Origin of the sequence: Butyrivibrio sp. VCB2001, from assembly GCF_000423965.1 — a bacterium.
GTDB lineage: Bacteria > Bacillota > Clostridia > Lachnospirales > Lachnospiraceae > Butyrivibrio.
The window spans coordinates 1-20,651 of sequence record NZ_AUIZ01000001.1; the positions used below are offsets into that span (position 1 = coordinate 1).

Annotated in this window: 21 protein-coding genes; 20 read left to right on the forward strand and 1 reads right to left on the reverse strand. The window is 41.2% G+C overall.

What is annotated here, in order from left to right; translation table 11 throughout:
• Positions 1–288: 288 nt before the first annotated feature.
• The 17 genes from G589_RS18325 (at position 289) to G589_RS0100090 (ending at position 15,916) form a co-directional block, all read left to right on the forward strand.
• Positions 289–660, forward strand: coding sequence for a phosphorylase family protein (locus G589_RS18325; protein ID WP_330366603.1), 372 nt, complete (start codon positions 289–291; stop codon positions 658–660).
• Between the two features lie 52 nt (positions 661–712).
• Entirely contained in the window at positions 713–1,936 is a 1,224-nt protein-coding gene (locus tag G589_RS0100015; RefSeq protein WP_026520619.1) for a BMP family lipoprotein, read from the forward strand.
• A gap of 120 nt (positions 1,937–2,056) precedes the next feature.
• A complete protein-coding gene (locus G589_RS0100020; RefSeq protein WP_026520620.1) occupies positions 2,057–3,571 on the forward strand; it encodes an ABC transporter ATP-binding protein in 1,515 nt (504 codons plus the stop codon).
• The gene (locus G589_RS18330; protein WP_035775025.1) at positions 3,571–4,722 is read left to right on the forward strand and encodes an ABC transporter permease; all 1,152 of its coding nucleotides are present in this window, start codon (positions 3,571–3,573) and stop codon (positions 4,720–4,722) included. Before G589_RS0100020 ends, G589_RS18330 begins: the two co-directional genes overlap by 1 nt.
• On the forward strand, positions 4,722–5,663 hold the full coding sequence (locus tag G589_RS0100030) for an ABC transporter permease (protein ID WP_026520621.1): 942 nt from the start codon (positions 4,722–4,724) through the stop codon (positions 5,661–5,663). Before G589_RS18330 ends, G589_RS0100030 begins: the two co-directional genes overlap by 1 nt.
• A 17-nt stretch (positions 5,664–5,680) precedes the next feature.
• Positions 5,681–6,100: a cytidine deaminase gene (locus G589_RS0100035; RefSeq protein WP_035775027.1), complete on the forward strand. Its 420-nt coding sequence runs from the start codon at positions 5,681–5,683 to the stop codon at positions 6,098–6,100.
• Between the two features lie 106 nt (positions 6,101–6,206).
• Entirely contained in the window at positions 6,207–6,557 is a 351-nt protein-coding gene (rplS, locus tag G589_RS0100040; RefSeq protein ID WP_022763985.1) for a 50S ribosomal protein L19, read from the forward strand.
• Between the two features lie 68 nt (positions 6,558–6,625).
• Entirely contained in the window at positions 6,626–7,225 is a 600-nt protein-coding gene (gene lepB / locus G589_RS0100045) for a signal peptidase I (RefSeq protein WP_026520623.1), read from the forward strand.
• A 14-nt stretch (positions 7,226–7,239) separates the two neighbouring features.
• Positions 7,240–8,112 (forward strand): ribosome biogenesis GTPase YlqF, encoded by an 873-nt coding sequence (gene ylqF, locus G589_RS0100050; RefSeq protein WP_022767106.1) that lies wholly within the window; start codon positions 7,240–7,242, stop codon positions 8,110–8,112.
• 31 nt (positions 8,113–8,143) lie between these two features.
• Entirely contained in the window at positions 8,144–8,677 is a 534-nt protein-coding gene (gene lepB / locus G589_RS0100055; protein ID WP_026520624.1) for a signal peptidase I, read from the forward strand.
• The gene (locus G589_RS0100060) at positions 8,677–9,330 is read left to right on the forward strand and encodes a ribonuclease HII (protein ID WP_026520625.1); all 654 of its coding nucleotides are present in this window, start codon (positions 8,677–8,679) and stop codon (positions 9,328–9,330) included. Before lepB (G589_RS0100055) ends, G589_RS0100060 begins: the two co-directional genes overlap by 1 nt.
• Positions 9,327–11,057, forward strand: a complete 1,731-nt coding sequence (gene fliK / locus G589_RS0100065; protein WP_026520626.1) for a flagellar hook-length control protein FliK — start codon at positions 9,327–9,329, stop codon at positions 11,055–11,057. Before G589_RS0100060 ends, fliK begins: the two co-directional genes overlap by 4 nt.
• A 9-nt stretch (positions 11,058–11,066) precedes the next feature.
• Complete coding sequence (locus G589_RS0100070) at positions 11,067–11,366, forward strand: EscU/YscU/HrcU family type III secretion system export apparatus switch protein (RefSeq protein WP_022767110.1); 300 nt, start codon at positions 11,067–11,069, stop codon at positions 11,364–11,366.
• A 10-nt stretch (positions 11,367–11,376) separates the two neighbouring features.
• Positions 11,377–11,739: a YraN family protein gene (locus G589_RS0100075; protein WP_026520627.1), complete on the forward strand. Its 363-nt coding sequence runs from the start codon at positions 11,377–11,379 to the stop codon at positions 11,737–11,739.
• Positions 11,740–11,763: 24 nt separating this feature from the next.
• Entirely contained in the window at positions 11,764–12,636 is an 873-nt protein-coding gene (pgeF, locus tag G589_RS0100080) for a peptidoglycan editing factor PgeF (protein ID WP_051192081.1), read from the forward strand.
• Between the two features lie 104 nt (positions 12,637–12,740).
• On the forward strand, positions 12,741–13,436 hold the full coding sequence (locus G589_RS0100085) for a response regulator transcription factor (RefSeq protein ID WP_026520629.1): 696 nt from the start codon (positions 12,741–12,743) through the stop codon (positions 13,434–13,436).
• Positions 13,433–15,916 (forward strand): sensor histidine kinase, encoded by a 2,484-nt coding sequence (locus G589_RS0100090; RefSeq protein ID WP_026520630.1) that lies wholly within the window; start codon positions 13,433–13,435, stop codon positions 15,914–15,916. The genes G589_RS0100085 and G589_RS0100090 overlap by 4 nt, the downstream gene beginning before the upstream one ends.
• 44 nt (positions 15,917–15,960) lie before the next feature.
• Here G589_RS0100090 and G589_RS0100095 read toward each other — a convergent pair whose 3' ends face one another.
• Entirely contained in the window at positions 15,961–17,157 is a 1,197-nt protein-coding gene (locus tag G589_RS0100095; RefSeq protein ID WP_026520631.1) for a ribose-phosphate pyrophosphokinase, read from the reverse strand.
• 106 nt (positions 17,158–17,263) lie between these two features.
• On the opposite strand from G589_RS0100095, the gene G589_RS0100100 reads away from it, so the two are divergent.
• The 3 genes from G589_RS0100100 to G589_RS0100110 are packed head-to-tail and all read left to right on the forward strand — an operon-like array spanning position 17,264 to position 20,637.
• Entirely contained in the window at positions 17,264–18,610 is a 1,347-nt protein-coding gene (locus tag G589_RS0100100; protein WP_026520632.1) for a DUF512 domain-containing protein, read from the forward strand.
• Positions 18,611–18,626: 16 nt separating this feature from the next.
• On the forward strand, positions 18,627–19,955 hold the full coding sequence (gene der, locus G589_RS0100105) for a ribosome biogenesis GTPase Der (protein WP_026520633.1): 1,329 nt from the start codon (positions 18,627–18,629) through the stop codon (positions 19,953–19,955).
• Position 19,956: 1 nt separating this feature from the next.
• A complete protein-coding gene (locus G589_RS0100110; protein WP_026520634.1) occupies positions 19,957–20,637 on the forward strand; it encodes a glycerol-3-phosphate acyltransferase in 681 nt (226 codons plus the stop codon).
• Positions 20,638–20,651: the final 14 nt, after the last annotated feature.

Sequence of the window (20,651 nt, forward strand, 5' to 3'; positions counted from 1 at the left end):
TATCTTTCCTATGGATGTGGTCTGAGGAACGGTATATCCCTTCTTGGGATCATACCTCCGCCCATGCTCGTAGTAAACATACTTTGTTCCCTTTATCGGCTTTTGCGATATGCCGTTTCCAACAGCCGGTGTTTCTACCGTTATATTAAGATACATGGCTCCTCCTGACGAGTGTTAATTAACTCATTATTATGATACCATATATCCAGGTTGCATGCAATAAAAACGCCGATTTTAAGCCTTTTCTTTGATAATTATCTCATCATTGTCCAACGAGTGTTAATTATCGTGGAAGTTCACATAAATGCACTGGTAAACGGTGCTAAGAGCGTAGGAGCTAAATATCACGTCGGAGTTGCTCAGTGCAAGGATTCATTCTTTGGACAGCACGAACCTGAAACCAAGCCCGTAGGACCTGAGCTCCTTTATAAGTGGGATGCCTGGATCAAATGCGGATGCCTTTGCTCAGAGATGGAGAGCTCAACACTTTTCATTGTAGGAAGCTACTTAAGACTTCGTACCGGAGCCGTTCTTTTGGTAGTTGCCAATCAGGAAAGAGCAAAAAAAGGCCTTTCAAATCCACAGGTTCATGATATGGACGCGGTCTACAAGACCACGATCGAGGGTATCAAGAACCTCATAGCTTTGGATAAAGCCTGAAAAGGTTTTATTATAAATGTTTCTATTATTTCATTACAAACGGAGGGAAATTATGAAAAAGAAACTTTTCGCAGTTCTTATGGCTGCAACAATGGTATCTTCATTAGTAGCATGTGGCGATACAGCTCCTGCTGCAACAACAGATACTGCAGAGACAACAGAACAGACAGCAGAAGTAGTAGCTGAGCCAGCTGCTGATACAACAGCTGAGGCACCTGCTGCAGAGGAAGCAACTGACATGAGAGTTGCTATGGTTACTGACTACGGCGATATCACAGACCAGTCATTCAACCAGTCAACTTATGAAGCTTGTAAGGCATTTGGTGAGGCTAACGGTGTTGACTTCACATACTACAAGCCTGAAGGTGATTCAGATGCTGAGAGAGAGGCTATGATCGATAAGGCTGTAGCTGATGGCTACAACGTAATCGTTATGCCTGGTTACGCTTTCGCAGGCGCTATCAAGGATACAGCTGATACTTATCCTGATGTTAAGTTCGTTGCTCTTGACGTTTCTGAGTATGACCTTGAAGGTGATTCTTCAGACTTCAACAATGAGACATTTGCTAACGTATTCTCAGCAGTTTATCAGGAAGAGCTTCCCGGATACATGGCTGGTTACGCAGCAGTAAAGATGGGCTACACAAAGCTCGGTTTCCTTGGCGGAATGGCAGTTCCTGCTGTTATCCGTTACGGTTATGGTTTCGTACAGGGTGCTGACGCAGCTGCAGCTGAGCTCGGCGCTGATGTAGAGATCAACTATGCTTATGGTAACCAGTTCTACGGCGATGCTGATATCACAGCAGCTATGGATACATGGTACCAGGGCGGCACAGAAGTTGTATTCGCTTGCGGTGGTGGTATCTTCACATCTGCTGGTGAGGCAGCTGCTAAGGTTGGTGGCAAGGTTATCGGTGTAGACGTTGACCAGGCTGCAACAATCGATGGAATGTTCGAGAAGGGCATGACTGTAACTTCAGCTATGAAGGGCCTTCAGGCAACAGTTAACACACTTCTTACAGCAATCAAGGATGGTAGCTGGGATTCTTACGCTGGCAAGATCCTTAACCTTGGTCTTGTATCTGCTGATGACATGAGCCTTAACTATGTAGGTCTTGCTGACAGCACAATCTGGACTGATGGATTTACTGAGGCTGATTACAAGCAGCTCGTTGCTGATATGGTAAGCGGTAAGGTTACAGTATCTAACGATTCTTCAGCTGAGCAGCCTTCAGCTACAACAGCTAAGATCAACTTCCAGGGTAACATTAAGTAATTAATTCCCTAAGTTAATAAGGGCCGGATGATTCATAGTCTTCCGGCCTTTTTTCTGACAATAAGAAAATATAATGTGGAGGGAAAACAGGTGGCAGGAAACAGCGAATATGCTATCGAAATGCTGAACATTACCAAGAGATTCCCGGGAATCATCGCTAATGATAATGTTACAGTACAGCTCAAAAAAGGCGAAATCCATGCTCTTCTTGGGGAAAACGGAGCAGGAAAGTCAACCCTTATGAGTGTTCTGTTTGGCTTGTACCAGGCAGAAGAGGGAATCATTAAAAAGGATGGCGTTGAGGTTAAGATCAATAACCCCAATGATGCTAATGACCTTGGAATAGGAATGGTGCATCAGCATTTCAAACTTGTACAGTGTTTTACTGTACTTGATAACATCATCCTGGGAGATGAGACAACCAAATATGGATTTTTACAGAAGGATGAGGCAAGGAAGAAAATTCTTGCACTCTCTGATAAGTATGGCCTTAAGGTAGATCCTGATGCCAAGATAGAAGACATAACAGTAGGTATGCAGCAGAGAACTGAAATTCTCAAGATGCTTTACAGAGATAATGAAATTCTCATTTTTGATGAGCCTACAGCTGTTCTTACACCTGCGGAGATCGATGAGCTCATGGAAATCATGAGAAATCTCTCCAAGGAAGGAAAGTCCATTCTTTTCATTTCTCATAAACTTGCCGAGATTATGGCAGTTGCTGACAGATGTAGTGTACTCAGAAGAGGTAAGTACATCGGAACAGTTAACATCGCTGATACAAATCAGGACGAACTCTCAAGAATGATGGTTGGCCGTGATGTACAGCTTGTTGCAACCAAGGAAGACAAGGAGCCCGGAGATGTAATTCTTCATGTCGAGAACATGACTGTTCCCAGCAAGCTCCATCACAATAATGCAGTTAAGAACGTATCTTTCGATGTCAGAGCAGGAGAGATTGTCTGCATAGCAGGTATCGACGGAAACGGTCAGACCGAGCTTGTTTACGGACTTTCAGGTCTTGAGAACTGCACTAGTGGCAAAATTACACTCTCAGGCAAAGATATAACACATGCATCAATAAGAGAGAGATCCACCAGTGGAATGAGTCATATTCCTGAGGACAGACATAAACATGGTCTTGTTCTTGATTATTCTCTTGCATATAACCTTGTGCTTCAGAGATACTTTGAGCCTCAGTTCTCAACCAAGGCAGGTTTCCTTAAAAAAGCTGAGATCAATAAATACGCCGAGAAGCTCATAGAGCAGTATGATATAAGATCAGGTCAGGGTGCGCCTACAATCGCGCGTTCAATGTCCGGTGGTAACCAGCAGAAAGCCATTATCGCCAGAGAAATTGACAAAAATCCTAATCTTCTTATAGCAGTTCAGCCTACAAGAGGTCTTGACGTAGGTGCTATTGAATACATTCATAAGCAGCTTATTAAGCAGAGAGATGAAGGACATGCTGTACTTTTAGTTTCTCTCGAACTTGAAGAGGTTATGAGTGTTTCAGACAGAATCCTTGTAATGTACGAGGGTGAGATCGTAGGAGAATTTGATCCTAAGAAGACTACACCGGAAGAGCTTGGTCTCTACATGGCCGGTGCTAAGAGACAGGAGGTGGGCGCATAATGAATAACAAAACTAAATCAAGCTTCCTATCAAAGCCCGCTGTTCAGTCAACTTTAGCAGCTTTATTGTGCATTATAATAGGCCTTTTGGTAGGATATATTGCGCTTCTTATCATCAATCCAAAGGGTGCAACAGAAGCTATAATAACAATCCTAAAAAACTATTTTACTTATCCATCACCTAAGGCAGCTATGAAGTACCTTGGAAATACTCTTGTTAAGGCAGCACCACTTCTTATGTGTGCCCTTTCAATCCAGTTCTGCTATCAGGCCGGTCTTTTCAACATCGGAGCAGCAGGACAGTATGTAGCAGGCGCCGGAGCAGCTCTTTATTGCGCACTTGCACTTCACCTTCCATGGATTGTCTGCCTCATTGCTGCATTTGTAGCAGGTGGTGTATTTGGAATCATCGTAGGACTCCTTAAGTCTTACCTCAACGTTAACGAAGTTATTTCGGGAATCATGCTTAACTGGATAGGACTTTATTCAGTAAACATGCTTCTTTCAGGAGTAAAAGAGACAGCCAGCCCATATACAGTACAGCTGGCAAGCACCAATCCAAGCGCTCTTTTACCATCACTTGGAATGGAAAAGCTCTTTTCCAATAATAAGTACGTAACTATAGCTATTCCTCTGGCAATTATTATTGCTATTGTGCTTAAGGTTGTTCTCAGCAAGACTGTATTCGGATATGAGATTCGTGCAACCGGTATTGCTAAGGATGCTGCAAGATACAGCGGTATGAAAGAGAAAAAGAATGTTATCATAACTCTTTTCATCGGCGGAGCTCTTGCAGGACTTGGTGCAGCATTTTTGTTCCTTTCAGGATACGAGCAGTGGTCAGTAACACAGTCATCCGTACCGAGCATGGGCTTTAACGGTATCGCAGCTACATTCCTTGGCGGACTTGATCCTATCGGAACCATATTTGCATCATACTTTATTCAGCATATTACCAGTGGAGGATCATATCTTGATAAGAATATTTATCCTTCACAGATTTCAGATTTCATTTCTGCGATCATTATTTATCTTTGCGGTTTTGTTCTTTTCTTCAAGCTTCATCTAAATAGCTATTTAAGAGCGAAAGAGGAGAGAAATAAACAAAAACCAAGTGTTAAAGCAAATAAAGAGGAAGGAGGTAACAACTAATGGTACTGCTTCTTCAATACACACTTTTATTTGCATCAGTTCTTATTCTGGTAGCTCTTGGAGGATGCTTTTCTGAGCACTCAGGTGTTATCAACCTTGGACTTGAGGGAATCATGGTTATCGGAGCTCTTGGTGGTGCTCTGACACTTAAGTATATAAATCCCGCAACTCCTAAGGCACTTATCCTTTTTGCTGTTTTAGGTGCTTCAATAGTATGCGGTGTTTTATATTCAGTACTTCTCGCCGTTGCCTGCATTAACTTAAAGGCTGATCAGACCCTTGTAGGTACAGCTCTTAACATGCTCGCAGCTGCAGCAGCAACAGTTATTGTTAAGTCCATCAACATGGCAGAGAACCCTGACAACGTATCATCAACAGTACAGTACATGGCAGGTAAAAAAGCTCTTGTTGTTAATTTTGGATCATTCCAGTTCAACTGGTTCATGCTTGTTGCTTTGATAATGCTTATCCTTGCATATATCATTCTTTACAAGACAAGATTCGGCCTTCGTCTCATGGCCTGTGGTGAGCATCCTCAGGCTGCTGACTCAGTTGGTATCAACGTTTACAAGATGCGCTGGGCAGGTGTACTTATTTCAGGTATGCTGGCAGGTATCGGAGGAATCGTTTATATCACAGCCGGTGTAAGTGAGTGGAAGTTTGAAGTCGGCGTTGCCGGATTCGGATTCCTTGCTCTTGCCGTTATGATCTTTGGACAGTGGAAGCCTTTAAACATCGGTCTTGCAGCTCTGTTATTCGGTTTCTTCAGAGCTCTGTCAAACGTTTACTCAGGCTTTGACTTCCTGGCAGCCCTTAATATTCCGGGCTCCGTATATAATATGATGCCTTATATCATCTCACTTATCGTTCTTGCATTTACATCATCCAATTCAAGAGCGCCTAAGGCAGAAGGTATACCTTACGATAAGGGATCAAGGTAATAAAGAAAGAAAAAATTATGGATTCACAAATACAGGAATTAGTAAAAACAGCTCTTTCCATGAGGAAAATGAGCTACACACCATATTCTCATTTTAATGTGGGAGCAGCACTGCTTGGAGCTGATGGCAAGATATATACCGGCTGTAACATCGAGAATGCTTCCTATACACCCACAAACTGTGCCGAGAGAACAGCTTTTTTCAAGGCAGTAAGTGAAGGCGTAAGAGATTTTACAGCAATTGCCATCGCAGGCGGCAAAGAGGATGCCACAGAACTGGACTATTGTCCTCCATGCGGAGTCTGCAGACAGGTTATGAGTGAATTCTGCAAGGATGACTTTAAGATATTCCTTGTAAAATCAGAAACTGAATATAAAGAGTATACTCTTACAGAGCTTGTACCTGAAAGATTCACTCCAAATAATCTTTTGGGTTGACGAATACGCGCTTTATATGTTATATTAAAATGCGTTGTGACAATCAGACGGTCCTCTGATGTACAAATGTTACATTTAAGAACGTCCATTGAATAGGAGAAAAGATATGAGTACTATTATCGAAGAGCTCGAGAAAGAGCAGCTGAACGCTAACGCGCCTCAGTTCCACACAGGTGATACTGTAAGAGTACACGCTAAGATCAAAGAAGGAAACCGTGAAAGAGTTCAGGTTTTCGAGGGAACTGTCAAGAAGATCCAGGGCGGTAGCAACCGTACAACCTTCACAGTAAGAAAAGAGTCTTACGGTGTTGGCGTAGAGAAGACATGGCCACTTCACTCACCTATCGTTGAGAAGGTAGAGGTTGTTAGAAGAGGTAAGGTAAGAAGAGCTAAGCTGAACTACCTTAAGGGACTTACAGGTAAGAAGGCTAAGGTTAAGGAGCTTGTTACCAGATAATATGTTTTTTGAAGGGCAGTTACTATTTAGTAATTGCCCTTTTACGTGTATAAGGCAGTGAGGCAGATATGAGATCAAGACGGAATACTTTTACATTTCACCAGAAGAAAAAGAGAATAACCTCAAAGCTTATACGAGAGATCTTTTCATGGTTATTTATAACCATTCTTGCAGCAGTAATTGCATTTGCGCTTGTTATTGCATTTGGAATGCAGGTTAAGGTAATCGGCGATTCCATGGAACCTGCTCTGTATAATTCACAGGCAGTACTTGTAGATAGAGCGCTTTCTAAGATAATCAGTCCTAAGACAGGCGATATTATCGTATTTTTGCCAAACGGCAATGTTAATTCCCATTATTATGTAAAAAGAGTTGTAGCAACTCCCGGAGATAAGGTCCAGATCATAGACGGTAATCTGTACGTCAACGATGAGATTAGGATGGAAGATAGCGATATCTATGATAAAATGGAAGATGAAGGGATAGCAGCAAATCCGATAAAGCTTCAGAGCGGAGAATACTTTGTCCTTGGCGATAACAGAAACAGCTCTGAGGATTCAAGAAGTGCCAATATTGGTATTGTTAAATCCGGTATGATTGTAGGAAAGGCCTGGTTTAAGCTAAAAAGCGAAAATGCATCAGGTGGCCCCATCTTGAATCACTACTAAAGAAAGGTTAACTTATGAATTATCAGTGGTATCCCGGACATATGACAAAAGCCATCAGAATGATGCAGGAAAACATCAAACTGATCGATATAATAATTGAGCTTACTGATGCGAGGATCCCTGCTTCAGGAAGAAATCCCGATATAGATGAGCTTGGCAAGAATAAATTCAGACTTATCATTCTTAATAAAGCAGATCTTGCCGATCCTGAGATTACAGCTAAATGGCGAGATCTCTATCAGTCACAGGGGATGTTCGTACTTGAAATGAACTCCAAGACCGGCAATGAGGCAGGAAAAGTAAAAGATCTGATCCTAAAGGCCTGTGCTGAGAAAATTGAGAGGGATAAAAAGAGAGGCATCGTTGGCAGACCCATAAGAGCTATGGTTGCCGGAATTCCCAATGTCGGAAAATCCACTTTCATCAATAAATTATCAGGCAGATCCTCTGCCAAAACCGGCAATAAACCCGGTGTAACAAAGGGTAAACAGTGGATTTCACTTGGCAAGAACATGCAGCTTCTTGATACTCCAGGCATCCTTTGGCCGAAGTTTGAAGACGAAACGGTCGGACTTCACCTTGCGCTTATTGGCTCAATGAATGACGAGAATCTTGATACGACAGAGCTTGCATGTGAACTGATAAAGATATTAAAAGAGCTTTATCCCGGCGTTATAGAGTCCAAATACAATATTACCGAAGATCAAATAAGAAAATTTGAGGAGGAACAATATGCAACTCCTCTAAGTGCATATCTCTCAGCCATTGCCGAGAGCAGAAAGCTGATAAAACAAGGCGCTATGCCGGATATAGACAGAGCATCCGCACTTATTTTGGATGATTTCAGAAACGGAAGACTTGGAAGACTATCTATAGAAAGACCATAAAAAGTGCTAAGCACGGAAAAGAGATGATGACATGAATAAAGTATTAAAGGAAATACTAAGTACAGTTCTGTATCTGCTGGTTATCTTTGCTCTGACATTTCTGTTTATCACATTTGTTGCCCAGAGAACAGAAGTTAGCGGACAGTCAATGGAGCCAACTCTCCATGACGGAGATTCACTGCTTGTAGATAAGGTTACTTACAGATTCTCCGATCCTGCAAGATTTGATATTGTAATTTTCCCTTATAAATATGGGAATAGACAATATTTTATTAAACGTGTCATTGGCCTTCCCGGTGAGACAGTAAGAGTTGATACCGATGGAAATATCTATATTGATGATACTCTTTTAACTGAAAACTATGGCGCCGAGGTTATATTAGACCCCGGAAGGGCTATAGACGGTGTAAAACTAGGCCCAGATGAATATTTCGTCATGGGAGATAACAGAAATCACAGTATGGACAGCAGAGATATCACCGTCGGAAGCATCAAAAAGAGTGAGTTTTTGGGAAAAGCTTTCATAAGGATCTATCCATTTTCTACATTCGGAGGTGTTGACTGATGCCTTCAGCTTCCGAACAAAAGAAATTAGAGCGCTTAAACAAAGAAAGAGAGCGCATCTATGAGCTTAGCAAATATGAAAGAGAAAACGGGCAGTACGGTCTGTTATGCGGTATAGATGAGGTTGGAAGAGGCCCTCTTGCCGGCCCTGTCTATGCTGCAGCAGTTATTCTTGACCCGGAAAAAGAAATCTTATATCTAAATGATTCTAAGAAATTATCCGAAAAAAAGAGAGAGGCCCTCTATGATGAAATCATGGAGAAGGCGCTTGCTGTCGGAATCGGATGTTCTTCTCCCGAGCGCATTGATGAGATCAATATTCTTCAGGCAACCTTTGAGGCTATGACCATGGCTGTTAATAACCTGAAGGTTAAGCCAGGAGCTCTTTTGATTGATGCTGTTCATATACCACAGCTTGAAGATTATAAGCAGATATCCATCATAAAAGGTGATGCAAAGAGCGTATCAATTGCCGCTGCCAGTATTATAGCCAAAGTGACAAGGGACAGATTGATGAAAGAAATGGCTCTTAAGTACCCTCAGTACGCGTTTGATTCCAATAAGGGCTACGGAACAGCCGCTCATATTGCAGCTTTAAAAGAATATGGTCCCTGTGAAATACATAGAAGGTCATTTATAGGAAACTTCGTATGAATGTCATAAGTAATGTATCACAACAAAATACCGTCGTTATCGATGGCAGACACTTCGGAAATCAAAAAGCTGAAGAACAGCCTTTGGAATTAAAAAGAGGTGGAACCATCCAGGGTACGGTTGTGTCTGTAGCTGACGGCGAAGGCGGCGAGAAAATCGCCACTATCAGCGTTGGTGATAATGTCATAAATGCAAAGCTTTCTGAAGGGATGGGCCTTAGAGAAGGCCAGACCCTTAATTTTTCTGTGCGAAGCACCGGTTCTTCGGGTGTTACAATAACTCCTCTTTATGCGAACACATCTATTGATCAGAGTACTTTAAAAGCTCTGACAGCTGCCGGGATTGAAATAAATAACGACACTGTTCAGATGGTTAAGGATATGATGGAAGCAGGCCTTCCTATTGGGAAGGATGCGCTTCTTGAAATGAACAAAAACCTGTCTGCATATCCCAATACTTCTATATCAACCCTAGTTGAGATGAAGAGTCTGGGAATTCCAATCAATGACAATAATTTAGTCCAGTTTGAGAGCTACAAAAACTATGAGCATCAGGTTACATCTGCCATGGAAGACATTATGAATGAACTTCCGGGCGCTTTTTCGGAGCTTACAGCTGCGGGTAATGACAAGGCAGCTCTTGACCTCTACGGCTCGGTTTTAAAGCTCTTTTCCGGAGAAGAGGGTCAGGTCACTTCAGAGACTGCAGTAGCGTCAGAAGAAGCTCTATTGCCAAATGCAGCAGAAACAGCGCAGCAGGGCGAAGCTGTAAATCCTGAAACAGCACAGGCGCAGGTTCAAGGCGAAAAGGTTGCAACAGATGGAGGCCAGGCACAGACTGCAAATACAGTAGCCAATGGAAATATTCTCTCTGATGGTTTCATACAAGACCTGAAAAATCTCGGTGTTCCTGAAGAGGCAATTAAAAATTACGAAAATGCTCTTAAGGAGATAAGCAAAAATCCGGAGGGCGATAATCCTGCAGCACAGACAAAGCTTGAGACTGCGCAAAAAGATCTTTTAAAAGAGCTCTCAGCAGCCTTTGAAAAATCAGATATAACTTCTGATCAGACTGCTCAGACCTGGAAAAATGTCTTTTCCAATAATGACTATACAAAGCTCCTTAAAGATAACATGTCAGCTCAGTGGCATTTAAAGCCCGGCGAAGTTGAGAAAAAGGAGAATGTTGAGCAGCTCTATCAAAGACTCGGAAATCAGGTTAAAGGTCTTACATCCGCGATAGAACAGCATTTGGGAGCAGAGTCAAAGCTTGGGCAGACAGCCAATAACCTGCAGAGCAATTTAAATTTCATGGATCAGCTCAATCAGATGTTCCAATATGTTCAGCTTCCTCTGCAGATGGCCGGACAAAATGTCCACGGAGACCTTTTTGTATATAAAAACAAGCATAAGAAAGTCAGTGAAGATGGTTCAGTAAGCGCCGTGCTTCACCTCGATATGGAGCATTTAGGCCCTCTTGATGTATATGTCAAGATGAAGGACACCAAGGTTTCTACCAATTTCTACGTAGCTGACGAGAGTATATTGGATCTTATAAATGACAACATTCATATTCTTAATGAAAGGCTTGAAAAGCGCGGTTATACCATGAGTGTCAAGATGATGCTCCACGATGAAATGGATGGTCAGGATGCAGCAGTTGATGAAATGCTGGATGTTATGAAAACACCGCTCCTTTCAACAGCATCTTTTGATGCAAGAGCTTAAGGATTATAAATGCCGGATAATAATGAAAAACAAAAAGTAAAAACCGCTGTGGCTCTGGCTTATGACCCAAATGAAGATGGAGCCCCCAAGGTCATAGCATCAGGTAAAGGTGCACTGGCAGAAAAGATCATTGAACAGGCAAAAGACAACAAAATCCCTGTTCATGAGGATGATAAACTGGCAGAGACTTTATCGCGCCTTGAAATCGGCGAAATGATCCCTCCGGAGCTATATGAGGTAGTTGCTGAAATCCTTGTATTTGTTGATGCAATGGACAAGATTAAAGCAAAAGATAAATCAAGACATTAGGAGTTAATAATTGAATAAAAGAGTAGTTGGCGAAACGAGAGAGCTTCTTGCCTGCAGTTATCTTACTGAAAACGGTGCGATAATCCTTCATCGCAATTTCAGATGCAGGTTCGGAGAAATCGATATTATCGCAAAAGACGGAAATTACCTGTGTTTTATTGAGGTGAAATTCAGGACAGACGACAGGTTCGGCGCTCCGCAGGAGGCCGTTGATACAAAAAAGCAAAAGCATATTTGCAAAGTCTCACAATTCTATTTATATTCTAAGTATAAGTCTTTAGATATTCCCATCAGATACGATGTAGTAGCAATTTCCCAGAAAGACAATATATTTGCGTTCAAATGGATAAAGAATGCATTTGATTATATTTAAAATGAGTATCGGAAAGGATTTACTATGGAAAACAATATAAAAATAAAGCGCTGTGGCGGCGAAAAGACCTTAGAGCTTAGAGACCACAACGGGCTGAAATACCTTGTATTTCCCAAAATAGAAGAACTAGGTATGGTAGATCATCTCTTTAGTACAAGACTTGGAGGTGTGTCAAAAGGGTATTATTCAGAATGCAACCTAAGCTATACAAGGGGAGATGATAAAGAAGCTGTAGATGAGAATTACAGATTAGTTGCAGATGCCTTAGGACACGGTAAAACTCTCGATGACTTTGTATGTACATTTCAGACACATACAACAAACATCAAGGTTGTAACAGAAGAAGACAGAGGTAAAGGCCCTGCACGTCTTCGAGATTATACGGACATTGACGGCCTCATTACCAATGTTCCCGGTATCATACTAGGAAGCTTTCATGCAGATTGTCCTCCGGTATATATAATCGATCCTGTCAAAAGAGCTATCGGCCTTGTTCACTCGGGCTGGAAGGGAACTAAAGGAAAAATATCCGCAAAAGCCATTGAAAAAATGAAGGAAAACTATGGTTCAAATCCGGAAGACCTTGTATGTGCAATCGGACCGTCTATCTGCGGACCTTGTTATGAGATCGGCAGAGACGTAGCAGAGGAATTCGGAAGCTCTTTTACCGAAAAAGAACTCTCTGAATATGAGATTCTGATTCCTTATCCGAATGATAAATTCAGGCTTTATCTCTGGAATGCAATTAAACTGACACTGCTTCAAAGCGGTGTTAAAGAAGAGCATATATTAGTTACCGATATCTGCACAAGATGCAATCCTGAGCTGTTATTTTCACATCGTATACACCATGAAAATAGAGGAAATCTATGTGCTTTTCTGTCAATCAAAAAATAATTAACGTATATTCGTCTATTTCTTAAGAAATCTTAAGAAATTTCGACGGTAAATCTTAAGATTTTAATGATTTAATAGTTTATAAGAGATTATGTGAGGATGCTATGGAGAATATTTTAGTTTGTGATGACGACAAGGAAATAGTTGATGCCATTGAGATTTATCTCGAGCAGGAAGGCTTTAAGGTCTACAAAGCTTATGATGGAGAAGAAGGGTTATCGGTACTTCGTCATGAGGAAATCCATCTTGCAATCATCGATATTATGATGCCTAAACTTGACGGCATCCATCTGGTAAAAGAGCTCAGGGAATTCAGTACCATACCGGTTATATTCCTTTCTGCAAAATCAGAGGATTCCGACAAGATCCTTGGACTTAATATCGGCGCCGATGACTATGTGACCAAGCCTTTTAATCCGCTTGAACTGGTTGCAAGAGTTAAATCTAACGTAAGAAGGTACACATCTCTTGGAAAAGTGGTTGAGAGAGCTAATGTCTATACTTCAGGTGGTCTTATGGTTGATGATAATGCCAAGAAGGTCACTGTATTCGGTGAAGATATCAGGCTTACTCCCATTGAATACAAGATTCTTGTTTTCCTTGCAAAAAACAAAGGCAAAGTTTATTCCATCGATCAGATCTATGAGAATATCTGGAACGATATTTCTGTGCGTACCGATAATACCATAGCAGTTCACATCAGACACATTAGAGAAAAAATAGAAGTAGATCCGAGAGAGCCCAAATTCCTTAAGGTGGTTTGGGGCGTCGGCTACAAAATTGAGGATGACAGAAAATGAAAAGTGTAACAGGAAAATTGAGGGCAATCAGGTTTTTTCAGCATATTCTGGCAGCACTTATTGCCTTCGTTATTGCTGTTTCAATAGCAGGAAGCAGCATTATGATACAGGGAATTAACGGATATTATTCCTATAGCCTGTATGATTCAGACAGAAGCAGGGCATACGAAGACTCTTATCTTTTCAATAATATTCTTGGAAACAATATATCCGATGTTTTGAGACATGTTGCCATTAAAACACAGATGGAAACAAACGGGGAATATGACAGCAGGAAAAAGGTTGATGTTACAGCTTATGTCAACAGAGGCGCAAACCTCACAGGCGATTATGTCACAGCTGTATATTACCTCTCAGATCTCTTAAAATGGGCTCAGAGCGGCTTTAATTATGAAACAAAGAACTTCACCGAAGAAGAGAGCGAAGAGTTTTTAAGTCCAACTACAACCTATACTCATTTAAAAAGTAATGCCTATTCAGGCGGACTTAATTCATACCTCAATTCTCAGATTGAGGGAAACAGCTTAAATTTTGCCATTTCAGGCAACTCAGCTCCAAAAGAAGGCGGTGAACATACCTATCTCATAAACAGATATCAGACCGTTGACGGTAAAAATATAGAAGATATTGTATCAACCTGGGAAGAATATAACCTTGTCTGTTCTTATGTTGAGGAAGCAGCAAAAGATCTTTTATCCAATTATGAGGAATATATTAAGGCTGAAGGTTACTATGATTATGCCACAACTAACCTCAGATACTATATTGTAAGGACAATAAACGGGAAAAATGATGTCTATACCAATATTTCCGAGCTGACCGGTGAAACAACGGGAAAAAACATCAAGTCTATCTTTGAAGGCTATGGAAAGTATATCTATTACTGTCCTTATGAGCTTAATTATGAGACAAATACACTGATAAAAGAGGGCGTACTAAGAACTATTGTAAAGTCATTTAGCTATGCTTATCCGGATCAGGTCAAGATGTATATTGCTGTTGATACAAAGGATTATCCTGCTTCGGATGCATTTACGGAAGGGCGTAACAACTTTAACAGGTTCATGCCCTACAAATCGCAGCTTTATATACTCGGTATAGTATTTGCTTTTATTTACATTTTCCTTTTTATTCTTTATCTGAGACTTATGAACAAAAAGGAAATTCCGGAGACATCTAAAGATGCTCCTGCTGAATCTCATGGTCTTTACACTGAGGGTGTATTTTTGATCGGTGTACTGATAATGGCAGTTCCGATTTTCGGAGGATTCCTTATTAGGTTTATAACCGGAAGTCTTTCGAGTATGATACGTGAGACGTATTTCCCTTACGCATGTGCTCTGGCGGGATTTATATTCAATATCGGCCTTTTGTTTGCAATATATGGCATTATTCGGAAGGTCAGGAATAAGATAGCATATCAGGATAGCTTACTCAGAACAATCATTCTTTCTGTTAAGAACCTGATAACCAATACAACAGACAACGGAAACGTGATAATCAGGACCTGGATTCCGTTCATATTCTTTGTTGTGATGAACATTCTTCTTACCAGAATCGGAATCGCCGGAATTGTAATTGCTTGTTTGCTTGATCTTCTTGTTGGAATTTATCTTTACAGGCAGAATCTTGACAGAGATAAGATCATAGCTGTTATAAACGATATCAAGAACGGAAATGTCAAATCTAAGGTAGAGGTAAAAGAGCTTCATTCGGACAATATTTCTCTTGCTGAAGCCGTCAATTCCATCGGTGAAGGAATTGAAGAAGCAGTTAACATTAGTATGAAGGATGAGAAGCTTAAGGCGGACCTTATTACAAATGTGTCCCACGATATCAAAACACCTCTTACCTCCATTATCAATTATGTAGACCTTATAAAGAGGGAAGATATTGATAATGAGAGAATAAAAGAATATGTTGATGTTCTTGAGCTTAAGTCGCAGAAATTGAAGCAACTTACTGAAGATCTGGTTGAAGCTTCTAAGATCAGTTCCGGAAATATCAGCATACAGCTGACCCGGATCAATTTTGTAGAGCTTGTTAATCAGACAATAGGAGAGTTCTACGAAAAGCTGGAAGATAATGGTCTTTCTGTTATCTTTAAACCCGAGCAGCCTAATATGACTATTATGGCTGATGCAAGGCATTTGTGGAGAGTAATCGAGAACCTTCTTAACAATGTATGTAAATATGCTCTTACAGGAACCAGAGTATACCTCGATATGCATTATGAGACTGTTGAAAATGCTGAAAAGGTTATTTTCTCAATCAAGAATATCTCAGCAAAAGAGCTGAACATTGATGCTTCAGAACTTGCTGAAAGATTTATAAGAGGAGATGAATCAAGAACAACAGAAGGCAGTGGACTTGGTCTTTCAATTGCCAAGAACCTCACAACAGCTCAGGGCGGAACCTTTGAGATAAGGCTCGACGGCGATCTCTTTAAAGTAGTTATTACCTTTGATGCCTGCAAATAAAACACAAAAATTAAGCCTCCGGAGAATATCCGGAGGCCATTTTATTATTCGTAAAGTTCAGGCGCTATAAGACCCTTATTGTATTTGTCTACAATCTCATGAATCTTGTCAGTTGGCATATTAACCGTTGACATTGATGCATCATGATTGAGGAAATCTATGATCGTAGCAAGGAATTTACCCATATCTGCGATAAAGATGTATTCTCTGGACTTAACATCATCGTTCATGTAGGTGAGGTTAGTAGTAATGACTGCATCGAAGAAGCCTTCCTTGTAACCTTCATCAAACTTCTTCATTCCATCTGTGAATAGACCGAAGGTTGTGCAGATAAATACTCGCTTAGCGCCCATGCTCTTAAGCTGACGGGCAGTATCGATCATACTTGATCCTGAAGAGATCATATCATCTATGATGATAACATCGCGTCCCTTGATGTCAGAACCAAGGAATTCATGAGCGACGATAGGATTGGATCCGTTTACGATGTGAGCGTAGTCACGCCTCTTATAGAACATACCGGTATCTGCGCCGATTACGTTGGCAAAATATACGGCTCTGTCCAAAGCACCCTCATCCGGGCTGATTACAGTAAGATGGTCTTTATCTACTGTAAGGTCATCGATATGTGAGAGAAGTGCCTTCATAAACTGATAGGAAGCAAGGAAATTATCGAAGCCTCCTAAAGGCTTAGCATTGGATATTCTGGGATCATGAGCATCGAAAGTGATAAAGTTCGATATGCCCATGTCATGAAGCTCTTTAAACATCTGAGCTGCATCAAGGGATTCCATTCCGGATCTCTTATGCTGACGTCCTTCGTACAGGAAGGGCATGATAACATTTATTCTTTTTGCTTTTCCTGTGATGGCGCCGATGACTCTTTTAAGATCCTGATAGTGATCGTCAGGAGATTTGTGATTCTCATAATTGTACATCTTGTAAGTGATGCTGTAGTTACATACATCAGTAAGGATATACACATCATGACCACGAACTGATTCATTGATCGTAGCCTTGGCTTCTCCGCTTCCGAAGCGGTCAAGAGAGTAGGCTATCTGGTAGCTGTCCTTGGCATATCCGTGAAAAGCCGGATCGCCTTCGGGCATTTGGTGTAGATTTCTTCTGAATTCTGCGATATACTTGTCAACGCTCTCACCAAGTTCTTTGGCTGACTCCATAACAATAAGATTGAGAGGAGCTACAGGAATGAGAGACTCAAGCTGGTGAAAATCTGGCATGTTTAATCCTTCCTTACGTTTTGTATGTCGGTACATATCTGTTTTACCATTCAAATTACTGACACGTCAAGGAGAATAAGTTATAATATGTTGATAAAGGTAAATTATGAAAAAACACAGTATTCACATTATAAAATCAATAGCGCCGGGTAGTATTGCCGAGGAAATGGGAATTGAAACAGGCGATCAGCTCCTTAAGATAAATGATAATGAGATTGAAGATATCTTTGATTATCAGTATCTGGTTCAGGACGATCACCTCGATGTTCTTATTAAAAAAAGTGATGGCGAGGAGTGGCTCCTTGATATAGACAAGGACTATGACGAAGATCTCGGCATAGAGTTCGAAAACGGACTTATGGACGATTACAGGTCCTGCAGCAATAAGTGTATCTTTTGCTTCATAGATCAGATGCCAAAGGGTATGAGGCCTACACTTTATTTCAAGGATGATGATTCCAGGCTCTCTTTCCTTCAGGGCAACTATGTAACCCTGACAAACATGTCCGACGCAGACATTGACAGAATCCTTAAATATCATCTTTCTCCCATCAATATTTCTTTTCAGACCACCAATCCTGAGCTTCGCTGCAAGATGCTGGGTAACAGATTTGCAGGAGATGCTCTTAAAAAGGTGGACAGACTATGCGCAGATGGCTCAGGTATAGAGCTTAACGGCCAGATTGTGCTCTGCAAAGGCGTAAATGATGGAGATGAACTTGAACGGTCAATAAGAGACCTCACCAAATATCTTCCGAATCTTCAAAGCGTATCAGTAGTTCCTGTAGGATTATCCAAATACAGAGACGGTCTGTATCCGCTAGAGCCCTTCACATCAGAAGATGCTGTAAAAGTGATAGAAACAATAGAGAGCTGGCAGAAAAAGGTCTATAATGAATACGGTATGCATTTCATCCATGCCAGCGATGAGTGGTATTTCCTCGCCGGAAGAGATTTCCCTGAAGAAGAGCGATATGATGGCTACCTTCAGCTGGAAAACGGCGTTGGTATGATGAGGCTTCTTATCAATGAGTTTGATGAGGCTTTTGAAGAGATCATCAAAAATCATTCAAAAGAGCTTTCGTCTATAAATAGAGATATCTCCATGGCAACAGGAAGACTTGTCTATCCCTGCATAAGAGATATGGCTAAAAGAGCCATGGACATATGCCCGGGACTTAACGTAAAGGTCTACGAGATAGTAAATGAGTTCTTCGGAGAGAGAATTACTGTTTCAGGTCTTTTGACCGGACAGGATATTATAAAGCAGCTTAAGGGAAAAGATTTGGGAACAATGCTGTATCTTCCCGAAAACCTCTTAAGAAGCGGAGAAGATTATCTTCTTGATGATGTTAAGGTCTCAGACATTGAAAGAGAGCTTGGCACTACGGTCGGCATTGCAAAGTGCGACGGAAGAGATCTTGTATGTGAACTATTTGGAATTGAAATTTAAAAGATAAGGAAACAGAATGAGTAAGAAAAATATTGTAGCGGTTGTAGGACGACCGAACGTAGGAAAATCCACCCTTTTTAACGCCCTGGCCGGTAGCAGGATCGCTATTGTACAGGATACGCCGGGTGTAACAAGAGACAGAATCTATCAGGATGTTGAGTGGCTTAATCACAGCTTTACTCTAATTGATACCGGCGGTATCGAGCCTGATTCAAAGGATGTGATCCTTTCACAGATGAGAGAGCAGGCGCAGATAGCCATTGATACTGCTGATGTTATCATCTTCATGGTAGATGTTAAGCAGGGACTTGTGGATGCTGATGCCAAGGTTGCAGATATGCTCAGGCGCTCAGGTAAGCCCATAGTTCTTTGTGTAAACAAGGTAGATAACTTTAACCGCGATTCTATGGATGTTTATGAGTTCTATAATCTGGGAATCGGAGAGCCCTTCCCGATTTCAGCTGCCAACAAGCAGGGAATCGGCGATCTTCTCGAAGAAGTTGTAAGCCACTTTAAAAAGGACTCAACAGCAGAGGAAGAGGATGATTCCATCAAGGTTGCCATTATCGGTAAGCCCAATGTAGGAAAGAGCTCGATCATCAACAGACTCATTGGAGAGAACAGACTTATCGTATCTGACATTGCGGGAACAACGCGAGATGCCATTGATACTGAGGTTAAGCACAACGGCAAAAAATACGTATTCATAGACACAGCCGGACTTCGCCGTAAGAATAAGGTAAAAGATGCTCTTGAGCACTATATGATAGTCAGAACTGTAGGGGCTGTTGAGAGAGCAGACATAGCAGTCCTTGTCATAAACGCAGAAGACGGAGTCACCGAGCAGGATGCTAAGATAGCCGGAATTGCCCATGAAAGCGGAAAAGCTGTTATCATAGCAGTTAACAAATGGGACCTGATTGAAAAGGACAATCACTCGGTTAAAGAATTTACCAAAAACATCAGAAACACCCTTGCCTTCATGAATTATGCAGAGATCATGTTCATCTCGGCAGAGACAGGTCAGAGGCTTGTTAAGCTATACGACATGATCGACATGGTAAGCGAAAATCATGCACTCAGAGTTGCAACAGGTGTCCTTAACGAGATCATGACTCAGGCAGTTGTAATGCAGCAGCCACCGAGTGATAAGGGTAAGATCCTAAAGCTCTTTTACATAACACAGGCATCCGTTAAGCCGCCGACATTTGTAATCTTTGTCAACGACAAAAACCTGATGCACTTTAGCTATACAAGATATATTGAAAATCAGATCCGTGAGGCCTTTGGATTCAGAGGTACTCCGCTTAGATTCATAATTAGGGAGAGAAAAGAGGACAAATAGTATGTTGGAGAGAATAATCTGTTTACTTGTAGGCTATGCTTTTGGTCATATTCAGACCGCTGTAATGTATGGAAAACTTAAAGGTATCGATATCAGAAAGGTAGGAAGCGGAAACGCAGGAACTACCAACACTTTAAGAGTAATGGGTGCAAAAGCCGGACTTATAGTACTTCTTGGAGACATGCTCAAGTGCATGGCAGCCATTTTAGTCACTTATTTCCTGTTTGGAAGAAATACTCCAAACCTTCAGATCCTTTACATGACATATACAGCAGCCGGAGCTGTACTTGGACACGATTTTCCTCTTCATCTTAAATTTAAGGGCGGAAAAGGAATTGCCTGCACAGCAGGATATACAATTCACCTTGGAATTGTCTTCCATTGGAGCTTCATTCTCATGGGAGTTATCGCATTTTTCCTGCCGCTCAATATCTGCCATATAGTATCTGTTTGCAGTCTCTGCTATTACACAGCGCTGTTTATCATGGTTATCATCTGCGGACAGAACGGCTTTTTCCTTGATAAGTTCGGAGCAGTTCCTCAGGGAGTTTTGATCGAAGTTTATGTTATACTTTTCCTTTTAACTGCTCTTGCTTATTTCCAGCACAGGGGTAACATCAAAAAGCTTCTTGCAGGGAACGAAAGAAAAACATATATTTTCAAAAAGAATAAAATTGATTAAAACTGGAGGGATTT